The organism is Actinophytocola sp. (assembly GCF_035634895.1).
Taxonomy (GTDB): Bacteria; Actinomycetota; Actinomycetes; order Mycobacteriales; family Pseudonocardiaceae; genus Actinophytocola.
On sequence record NZ_DASQCC010000084.1, the window covers coordinates 1 to 9,706 of the forward strand.

General features: G+C 71.0%; 7 protein-coding genes. 4 read left to right on the forward strand and 3 right to left on the reverse strand.

Going from position 1 to position 9,706, the window contains the following annotated elements; all coding sequences use genetic code 11:
* Positions 1–76 precede the first annotated feature (76 nt).
* The 4 genes from VET29_RS11520 to VET29_RS11535 all read left to right on the forward strand — a co-directional run bounded on the left by VET29_RS11520 (position 77) and on the right by VET29_RS11535 (position 7,104).
* Entirely contained in the window at positions 77–1,177 is a 1,101-nt protein-coding gene (locus VET29_RS11520; RefSeq protein ID WP_324918978.1) for an acyltransferase, read from the forward strand.
* The gene (locus tag VET29_RS11525; protein ID WP_324918980.1) at positions 1,143–2,315 is read left to right on the forward strand and encodes a hypothetical protein; all 1,173 of its coding nucleotides are present in this window, start codon (positions 1,143–1,145) and stop codon (positions 2,313–2,315) included. The genes VET29_RS11520 and VET29_RS11525 overlap by 35 nt, the downstream gene beginning before the upstream one ends.
* 105 nt (positions 2,316–2,420) lie before the next feature.
* Positions 2,421–3,539 carry an SHOCT domain-containing protein gene (locus VET29_RS11530; protein WP_324918983.1) on the forward strand — a complete coding sequence of 373 codons (1,119 nt, stop codon included), beginning with the start codon at positions 2,421–2,423 and terminating at the stop codon, positions 3,537–3,539.
* Positions 3,540–3,555: 16 nt separating this feature from the next.
* Positions 3,556–7,104, forward strand: a complete 3,549-nt coding sequence (locus VET29_RS11535; protein ID WP_324918986.1) for a glycosyltransferase — start codon at positions 3,556–3,558, stop codon at positions 7,102–7,104.
* Here the strand turns inward: VET29_RS11535 and yidC are convergent.
* The 3 genes from yidC to VET29_RS11550 all read right to left on the reverse strand — a co-directional run.
* Positions 7,072–7,911, reverse strand: coding sequence for a membrane protein insertase YidC (gene yidC, locus VET29_RS11540; RefSeq protein WP_414636483.1), 840 nt, complete (start codon positions 7,909–7,911; stop codon positions 7,072–7,074). The genes VET29_RS11535 and yidC overlap by 33 nt on opposite strands.
* A gap of 105 nt (positions 7,912–8,016) precedes the next feature.
* Positions 8,017–8,316, reverse strand: a complete 300-nt coding sequence (locus tag VET29_RS11545) for a DUF6412 domain-containing protein (RefSeq protein ID WP_324918992.1) — start codon at positions 8,314–8,316, stop codon at positions 8,017–8,019.
* Positions 8,317–8,474: 158 nt separating this feature from the next.
* The coding region (locus tag VET29_RS11550; protein ID WP_324918995.1) for a glycosyltransferase at positions 8,475–9,706 on the reverse strand (1,232 nt) is incomplete at its 5' end.

Genomic DNA, 9,706 nt, shown 5'->3' on the forward strand with positions numbered 1-9,706 from the left:
ACCCGGTCACCCGGGCGCTGGCCGTCGCCGCCGAGGTGCCCTTCGTCGCCGGCGCCTTACTCGTGCTGGTGGGCGCATGAGGTACCTCCACGGCCTGAACCTGCTGCGCATCGTCGCGTCGGTCGCGGTCTTCTACGACCACCTCCGCGGCTGGTTCGCCTCCGGCGGGCAGCGGTGGACGTTCGACGAGAACCTCTCCGCGGCGGTCCTCTCCCCGGTTCGGCTCGACGCCCTCGTCGGCGCGTTCGGTATCTGCACGTTCTTTCTCGTCAGCGGCGTCGTGATCACCTTCGCCGCGCAGCGCGAGGGCCCTGGCCGCTTCGTCGCGCGCCGTGCCGTGCGGATCCTGCCGGCGATGTGGGTGGTCCTGCTGATCGTCTGGGTCCTGGCGAGCTGCCACGTCCAGGTCGGCGTGGCCGGGCCGGTCGACGCCGGCGACCTCTTCGCGAACCTCACGCTCGCCAACTTCTTCGTCCCGAACCAGACCGGGCTCGATCTCGTCACGTGGACGCTCGGCGTCCAGATCGCGTACTACCTGTTCGTCGCGGCCACGATCCCCCTGCTGCGGCGTTGGCCGTGGCTGCCGCCGGCACTGGCCGTGACGCTGGTCTCGGTGCTGCTGTCGGTGGTCAGCGACGAGTCCACGACCGCGACGCACATGCTGCGGGTGATCATCACGTTCCTGCCGATCCTGTTCATCGGCCAGCTCGTCGCGCTCGTGCGGCTCGGCCGCCTGCACCCGCTCGCCGGCCTCGCCTACGGCGTGCTGCAGTGGCTGCTGCTGGTCCGGGGAGATCTCACGAGTGATCTCACGCCGGCTGTTCCGGGTTACGCCCGAATGGTGGTATGCATAGCGCTGCTTGTGATCGTCTGCTGCCGGCTGTCCGGCGGCCTGGCCACGGCACGATGGACGAGGGGCCTAGCGGACAGAACTTATGCCGTGTTTCTGGTGCATGTACCGGTTCTTTACGTGACCCCTCACCTACTCTCGACAACCACCGGCACGACACCGGCCCTCCTCATCGCGACAGTCGCTACCGCGGTCCTCGCCGACCTGCTGTACCGCTTCGTCGAGGTGCCGTGCGTCCGGTGGTACCGCAAGTGGGAAAATCGCGGACGGAACTCCGCAGAAAGGGCGCCGGATGACCTGGCAGGAAGAGTTGAGGCAGCTCGATAGCGCGCTTGCCGGCGGGGAGCTCTCGGCCAACGAGTACCGCAAGCGCCGGGACGAGATCCTCGCCGCGGCCTCGTCCGCGCAAGCTCCGTCACCCGTTCTCGGCCCGCCGGCCGGGCCACCACCCCCCGACGGGGAGCCCGCCAGCTCGCTGAACGCCGCGCACAGCGACAACCCGGACCCGGCCGAGGTCACGCAGGTGGTGAACATCGAGGGCGGCGCATCGGCCGAACCGGAGGCCGAGGTGACGCAGATCATCACCGACCCGGCCAAGATCGCCGGTCCGAACCCCGCGGACAACGGCAGCGGCGGGACCGAGAAGACCCAGTTGGTGGCGCCGGTGACCCCGCCGGCCGACCAGCCCGCGCAGTGGTCCACCCTGCCGCCGACGCATCAGGCGCAGACCAACGTCGGCACCTTCCCGCCCGTGCCGCCGCAGGTCGGCGGGCCCGCGGTCACCCCACTCGACGCCCAGGACCTGTTCACCAGCAACAAGGCCGCCCGCACCGGCCCGAAGCCGTGGGTGATCGCCATCGGGGTGGTCGTCGTGCTGGCGATCGCGGGCGGCGCGGTGTGGTTCTTCGGCTTCCGGGACAGTGGCAACAACGCCGCGGACCAGTCCTCGACGAACACCCCGGCGCCGACGTCCGAGTCGCTGCCGGAGCCGGTCGACATCACCAAGATCGAGCTGCCCGGCGACCCGGCCACGAACAGCGGTGAGATGGATATCACGCGCGCCAGCCAGCTGGCCGTGATCGCGCCGTCCGAGGCGACGCTGCTCGGCGACGCGGGTGCCAAGCAGCTCACCTACTCCGGGTACTCCGAGCAGAACTACCGCTACCTGCTGTACGCCTACAAGAGCGACAGCCCCGCGGCGGCCAAGGAGCTCACCGGCAAGATCCTCGGCGTCCAGCACGAGCTCGGCTTCACCGACACGAAGCTCGACGGGGTGCCGAAGGGCCTCACCGTGACCACGGTGAAGAACAAGGAGGCGGCCGCCGTGCGCGGGGTGTACACCTACGGCGACGTCACGATCCAGCTGAGCGTGCTCCAGGTCCCACTGGGTGACGCCAACGAGCTGGGCGCCCATTTCCAGCAGGCGATCACGGCCGTCACGGACGCGGCGCCGCCTGGTAGATAACCGGCCACCCGACACCGCCGCCTCACATCCCACCCAATAGTCTTTGCCAGGTTATGGCGGGGTAGCGCGTGCGTCGGTGACCCATCTGTGTTGGAGGGCGACTTCATGTCCTGGCAAGACGAGCTCGCACAGCTCGACAGCGCGCTGGCGTCCGGCCAGATCTCCGCGGACGAGTACCGCACGCGGCGTGACCGCGTCATCGCCCAGGCCTCCGGGCAGAGCACTCCGGAGGCTGCGCAGCAGCCCCAGCAGCAGGGCGGCGACCCGACGCAGGTGTTCCGCCCCATCAACCCGCAGACGCAGGCGCCGGCCTTCGGCGACCGCACGCAGATCGTGTCCGGCCAGGGCGGCGACCGCACGCAGGTCGTCGGCCAGGGCGACGCGGACAAGACGCAGATCGTGCCGAACAACCCGGTCCCGCAGTTCCCGCCGCGGCCCGCGCCGCCGCCGTGGGAGACCCACCAGCCGCAGCAGCCGAACATGAGCCCGCCGCCATGGGCGAACGAGGAGCTGCCGCCGGAGTTCGGGCAGCAGAGCTGGCCGCGACAGGGTCCCGAGGTCTTCGAGGAGAAGTCCGGCGGGGGCACCGGCAGGATGGTCGGCGTCATCATCGCGATCGTGCTGGTGCTCGGGCTCGCGGGCGGCGCCGTCTGGTTCTTCGGGTTCCGGGACAAGGGCGGCAACCAGGCCGGCAACGACGGTGGGACGAGCCAGTCCCAGAGCAAGAAGACGACGACCACCACGTCGGAGAAGCCCAACATCCCCGAGGGGCCGTTCGTCGAACTGCCCGGTGACGAGGTGCTCAACCACACCTTCACGATCCAGGAGGCGATCGCCCAGAAGCTGCCCGCCGAGAGCGAAGGGCCGCTGATGCAGTCGGTCGGCGTCTCCGAGATCGGCGGCCTGGTCACCGACGAGAGCGGGCTGCGCCGCGGTCTCTGGGCCTTCAAACTCGGCCCCGACGCGGACCCGGCACGGGTGCTCAACGCCATGGACCAGCTCTACCAGCAGGCCCAGTACGAGCTGACCAGCCAGGCGGACGGGGTGTTCATCCGCAAGCTGGCGGCGAAGAACCCGGGCGACCCGACCGTGTTCCGCGCGCACTACCTCACCGACGGCTACATGGTCCGCGTCGAGGTGTACGGGACGGACTCGGCCAACGTGGAGTCCGAGTTCAACGACCTGCTCGCGAAAGAGACCAAGAAGTACCCGCCGGCCCCATGATCCGTAGATTCCGTAGATGACGATCGAGTACGCCGACGGAGCCGAGTCGGAGGTCCTGGCCGCACTGCGTGCCGCACAGGACGTCTCCGCGGGCTCGGCCGAGCTGTCCGCGCTGGTCCGGACGTGGGAGACGGTCTACCACTTCTCACCGGCGCGACTCGGCCTGCTCGCACCCCTGCGCATCACCTCCGGACTGCGGGTGGTCGATCTCGGCTGCGGCTCCGGGGTCCTGACCCGGGCGCTCGGCGAGGCGGGCGCGTCGGTGCTCGGCATCGAGGGCGTGCCCGACCGGGCGGCCGCGGCGCGGGAACGCTGCCGGGACCTGGCCGACGTGCGGATCGTTTCGTCGCCGATGGTCGAGGGGCTCGCCGGCGAGGGCCCGTTCGACCTGGCGCTGATCTGCGGGGTGCTGGAGTACAACGACCCGTTCACACTGCTGCCCGCGGTCGTGAACTCGTTGTCGGACAACGGGGTCGTCGTCCTCGCGATCGAGAACCAGCTCGGGCTGCGCTACCTGCTCGGCGGTGCCGAGGACCACCACGGCAAGGCGTGGATCGGGCTCTCGGACTACCCGCGCGGCGAGCACGTCCCGTCGACCAGGACGTGGACCCGCCACACGCTCCACAACCTGCTGGCGGGCGCCGGCCTGACCGCGCAGCGGTGGCTCCTGCCCTACCCGGACTACAAGTTGCCGAGGGTGGTGCTCGACGAGTCCGCGTTCCGGTACGGCCCGGAGCTCGTGGAGAAGCTCGTCCGCGACCCGCTGCAGGGTTCGTTCGGCGGCAACGACGCCGCCGTGAACGGGCGGATCGCGCACCGGCTCGCCATGACCGAGGGCATCGGCCCGTTGGTGGCGCCCTCGTTCCTCGTCGTCGCGTCCCGCTCCCCCGGCGCACTGTCCACCGTGGTCGACCCGGCGCTCGCGTGGTTGGTCAGCGGCACCCGGCGGCCGGCGTGGCGGCGCACGCGCAAGCTCAACCCGGACTTCACGCTACAGACCATCCACAGTGGACTCGGTGACACGGGATCCTGGCTGCGGCAGGAACATCTGGTGTCCGAGCCGTTGCGGCGCGGCCGTGCGATGGACTCGTACCTGCTCGACGCCATGCGCCGCGACGACACCGCTGAGCTGACCCGGCTGCTCGCCCTGTGGCGGCAGACCTGCCTGGCGCGGGCGCGCCCGGTCGATCCCTCGGACCTGCCGCATCCGTTCCTGCCGCACCGGCCGGACGTGCCGGTGCTCCCACCGGACCACCTCGACATGCATCCGGGCAACCTGATCATCGGCCTCGACGGCGAGGTGACCCGCGTCGACCTGGAGTGGCACGCGGGCCACGGCGTCGACGCGGAGCTCGTGATGCTGCGTGCGCTGCTGGAGTTCGCGCGGGAGGTCGTGCGCGGCCACGCGCCGCACCCGTGGCCGGCGCGGCGGACCGTGCGCGGGGTGCTCGAGGAGCTGTGCCAGCTCACCGGTCTCGACGCGGCGCTGTCGGCCCGCTGGCCGGAGCTGGTGGCGGCCGAGGCGGCACTGCAGGCACAGGTGACCGGTCACCCTGCCGAGAAGTTCGCCGCCGACATCGAGCAGGACGCGGCCACCGACGCCGGCGAGCCGATGTGGCGGCGCCCGGGCGGGATCCGCGTACTGGCCGAGAACGACGACGCCCGCCGCACGGCCGAGCACGAACGGGACGCGGCCGTCGCGCGGGAGCAGGAGCTGGCCGCCGAGCTGTCCCGGCGGAGCACGCACATCGACGACCTGACCGAACGCATGACACAGTCCGAGCACGGGCTGGCGATGGCCCGCTCGGAGATGGACCTGAAGGACGACCGGATGGGCCGGGCGTTCAACGAGCTGGCCACGGCCGTGCGCGAGGCGGCGCTCGCATGGGAGACCAGTGAGCGGACCGAGACGGCCCGCGCCGCACTCGACGCGGAGGCCGTGAGCCTGCGCGACCGCCTGAACCGGACGCGTGCCCGGCTGGACGCCCTGGAGAACTCGAAGCTCGTGCGGACCGCGCACCGGTCGATCTGGCCGGCCGGGCGGTTGGTGCGTGGCGTTCGGGACCTCGCGTTGGGGCGCCCGGGTGACGAGCCGGACGGGTTGCTGCGCAGGCTGGGTCCGCGGCTGGCCGCGGTGGTGTCCGGTCGCTACCGGTCGCGGGCCGACCGGGATCCGGGGCTGCATTTCGATCTGGCCGTGCCGTCCATCGTGGCCGTCGGTCAGGGTCAGGTGCTGGAGCTGACCGGCTGGGTCACCCACGCGTCCATCGGGGTGCGGTCGGTCTCGGTGCGCGCCGGGTCACGGGAGGTGCCGGCGAACCGGGGGCACTACCGCCCGGACGTCGCGGCGGCGTTGCGGCCGGGCGGGGTGCGGGTGCCGGACGGAAGTGGCGTGACCGTGCGGATTCCGATCGCGGCGACGGACGCGCCGGGTGTCCTGCCGCTGGAGTTGTTGGTGACGCTGGACGACGGCACCGTGCTGTCGCGCCGGTTGCCCACGGTGTCGCTGACGGCGCGGAACCTGGCGCCCGTGGACGTGCGGTGGCCGGCCGACGGCCCGAAGGTCGCGATCTGCATGGCGACCTACCGACCGGACCCGAACTTCCTCGCGCAGCAGCTGGACTCGATCCGCGCGCAGAAGCACACGAACTGGGTGTGCGTGATCTCGGACGACGCGTCCGGCGACGACCACGTGGCGGCCATCCGCCGGCTCGTCGACGGCGACGAGCGTTTCGTGGTGGTGGCAGGCGAGGTCAACGTCGGCTTCTACCGCAACTTCGAGCGGTCGCTGACGTTGGCGCCCGCCGACGCGGACTTCGTCGCGCTGTCCGACCAGGACGACGTGTGGGACGCGGACAAGCTGGACACACTGCTCGACCGGTTCGACGACCCGGCGGTCACGCTGGCGTACGCGGACATGCGGCTGGTCGACTCCCGGGACGAGGTGGTGGCGCAGTCGTTCTGGCGGCACCGCCGCAACCAGTGGGACGACCTGGACTCGATGCTGCTGCTGAACACGGTGACGGGCGCGGCGAGCATGCTGCGGGCGCAGGTGGTGCGGGAGCAGGTGCTGCCGTTCCCGCCGGGCACGCCATCCGCGTTCCACGACCAGTGGACCTCGGTGGTCGCCCTCGCGGCGGGCCGGGTCGTGTACGTCGACCGGCCACTGCACTCGTACCGGCAGCACGACGCCGCCGTCAGCGGACGCCGGGACAACCGCCTCGACGAGGGCCTGCCGACGGGTCTGGGCTGGCTGCGGGTGCTGCGGGGCCGGCACGAGGACCCGGAGCTGGAGACGGTGGCGGACTACGAGCTGCGCCGGATCGCCCAGTTCACGACCGTGTTGCTGATGCGTCAGTGGCACCGGCTGAGTGACGTGCGCGAGCGCCTCGCCGAGCTGACGCGGGTCGAGCGCGACCTCGGACCGCTGCTGCGGCGGGCCCGCGCCAACCGCCCGGAGACGGCCGGCGCGGAACGCCGCCTGCTGGCCGCAGCGATGCGGTGGAAGTCGTTGCGTGGCAAGCGCTTGCGCCTACCGGTGCTCCCTCCCCCGCCGCTCGACTAGGCCCTGTCGCCGTCTGGGTTTCTGCCCGGGCCGCGGCGCGGCGACCGTCTTCTGAGGTTTGGTTCGCGCCTCTTCCCTGTCCACGTGGATGGTGAGGAAGTGCTGCTGTCCGAACGTCCAGGCGTTGTTGGCGAGGAAGTAGAGCAGCACGCCGATCGGCACCGGGAAGAGGAAGCCGGACAGGAGCATGCCGGCCGGCGCGAGGTACATCATGACCTTGCTGATGCCGGCCAGCTGCGGGTTCGGGTTGTCCTGACGCCGCATGCTCAGCCGCATGGACAGGAACGTGGCGAGCCCCGCGATGAGCATGAGCGGCACCCCGACCGCGATCATGTGCGCCCGGTCGGTCCCGAACGCCGCGAGGTCGGCCATGGGCTGGTTGATCCAGTTGCCGAGCTTCGCGCCGAAGAGGTCCGCGTTCAGGAAGGAGACGACGCCGTCCCGGTCGAAGGCGTGGTTGGCCTGGGCGCCGGGTTCGAAGTCACGGAGAACCCAGTAGAGGCTGAGGAAGACCGGGAGCTGGAGGAGGGCTGGCAGGCAGCCGGCGAGCGGGGTGGTGCCGGCGTCGGCGTGGAGTTTCTGGATCTCGGTGGCCATGCGCTGACGGTCGTCGCGGTACCGCTCACGGATCTTCTTCATCCGCGGGGCGAGCCGCCGAATCCTGCGGGCGGCGCGGAGCTGGCTGAGTGCGGGCCTGATCAGCAGGACGCGCACGGTGAAGACGAGGAAGAAGATGGCGAGCACCCAGGCGAGCCCGCTGTCGGGGGTGAGAATTGCGCCGAACAGGGTGTGCCAGAACCAGAGCACGGCGGAAACAGGGTAGAGAAAGATGTCGAACAAGGGTCGCTCCGTCTAGGTCGACGTGATTTCGGACAGACGAAAGCGACTGCCTTCTGTGGGCTCAGGGCCCGATCAGGCAGCCGCGCTGTCCGGTGACGGAGCTCGTGGCCGGGTACGCCCGCGGGCGTCCGGGTCGCGCAGGCGGATGAAGTTGGCGAGCCGCGCCCGTTCCCGCAGGCTGATGGCGCGAACGCCGATGGGGACGGCGGCCTCGAGCCGCCCATGAAGGACGACCGCCACGACGAAGGCGGCGGCGATACCAGCGGTCAGTGCGGTGGCCAGACCAAGCGCGCCATGCCCGCCAACCGTTGGCAGCGCGAGAAAGAGCGCGGGCAGAAGGAGGGCAAGCACCAGCTTGACCCGCACAACCACCGAAACTCGATCCACAGTCCCCTACTACACGAAGAGTTTCTGGCAGCCCCCACCCTCTCCGGGGGCACCCCGCTAGCCAGTCTACCGGGTTGGGGCGACGGAAACCTGCTGCAAGCCTTACGAACGGTCCGTTCGTACGGGTTTCGCCCGAAAGTGGTTCAGGGGGCGGGTGGGAGGACCGCGCAGTCCGTCAGCACGTCGCGCATCGAGCGGCGGAACTCGGCCGGCGAGAAGTGGGTTCCGCAGATCTCCAGTAGGCCCTGCTGTATCTCGGTCCACAGGACGGGGTCGGTCAGCAGCTTGTGGCACAGCTCGACGTGTTCCGCCGGGGACGCGCCGATCAGGTGTCGCGCGGTCCAGCCCAGGTGCAGGCCCTCGCCGCCCACCGGGGTCGTGACGAACGGCAGGCCCGCCGCCATCGAGTCCACGAACTTGATCTTCACGCCTGCCCCGTACCGCATCGGCACCACGTGCAGCAGCGCCGACTCCAGCAGCGGACGCGGGTCGGGCACCTTGCCGACCACCTCGATCGACGGGCTGTCCAGCGCCAGCACCGCCGGGGACGGGTCCGCGCCCACCACCCGCAGGCGCAGGTCGGGATGGCGCTCACGCAACGGCGGCAGGACCGACTCGGCCAGCTCCAGCACCGCGAACTCGTTCGGCGTGCGAGGAGTCGAGTCGAAGCCGCCGAAGAAGACGATGTCCTGGCGGGCCGCCCAGCCCGGGACCTCCGCCGACACCGCCGCCGGGTAGCACGCCACGTGCACCCGCGCCTCGGGCGCGACGCGGCGGGCCCAGTGCGCCTCCTCCTCGCTCACGCACACCGCCACGTCCGCCCACGTGAACGCGTCGACCTCCTGCTGGCGCAGCACGTCCGCCTGCACGGCCCAGCTCCGCCGCTCCAGCACGTCCGTCGACGTGCCGAAATGCTGTTCCGGCCTGCGGTGGAACAGTGCCTCCGCGTCGTAGACCTTCACCGCCTGCGGTTGGGCCCTGGCGATCGGCTCGCCGTAGCCCACGAAGTTGTGCGGGCGGAAGACCACCACCACGTCGTACAGACCCGCTCGCTCCACCGACCAGTGCGCCGCGTCCTCGACACCCCACACCACCTCGATGCCGCGGGCGGCCAGTGCCGGCGCCACCTGTTCGGCCCGTTCCGGGGACACCGCGAAGAACGTCACCCGTGCCCTCGGGTCCGCCTCGCGCCACGCGTTCACCACGGCCATGGTGCGGCCGTCACCGCGGCCGCGGTCCGGTTGGGGGACCCGGTCGTCGATCAGCAGCACCCGGTAGGGGGCCAGCTGGTCGCGTAGCCACCACTTCCGGTGCGGGTGCTCGTCGAGGCCCACCACCGGGGACCGGCGGGCCAACTCGTCGGGCCAGCGCCGGG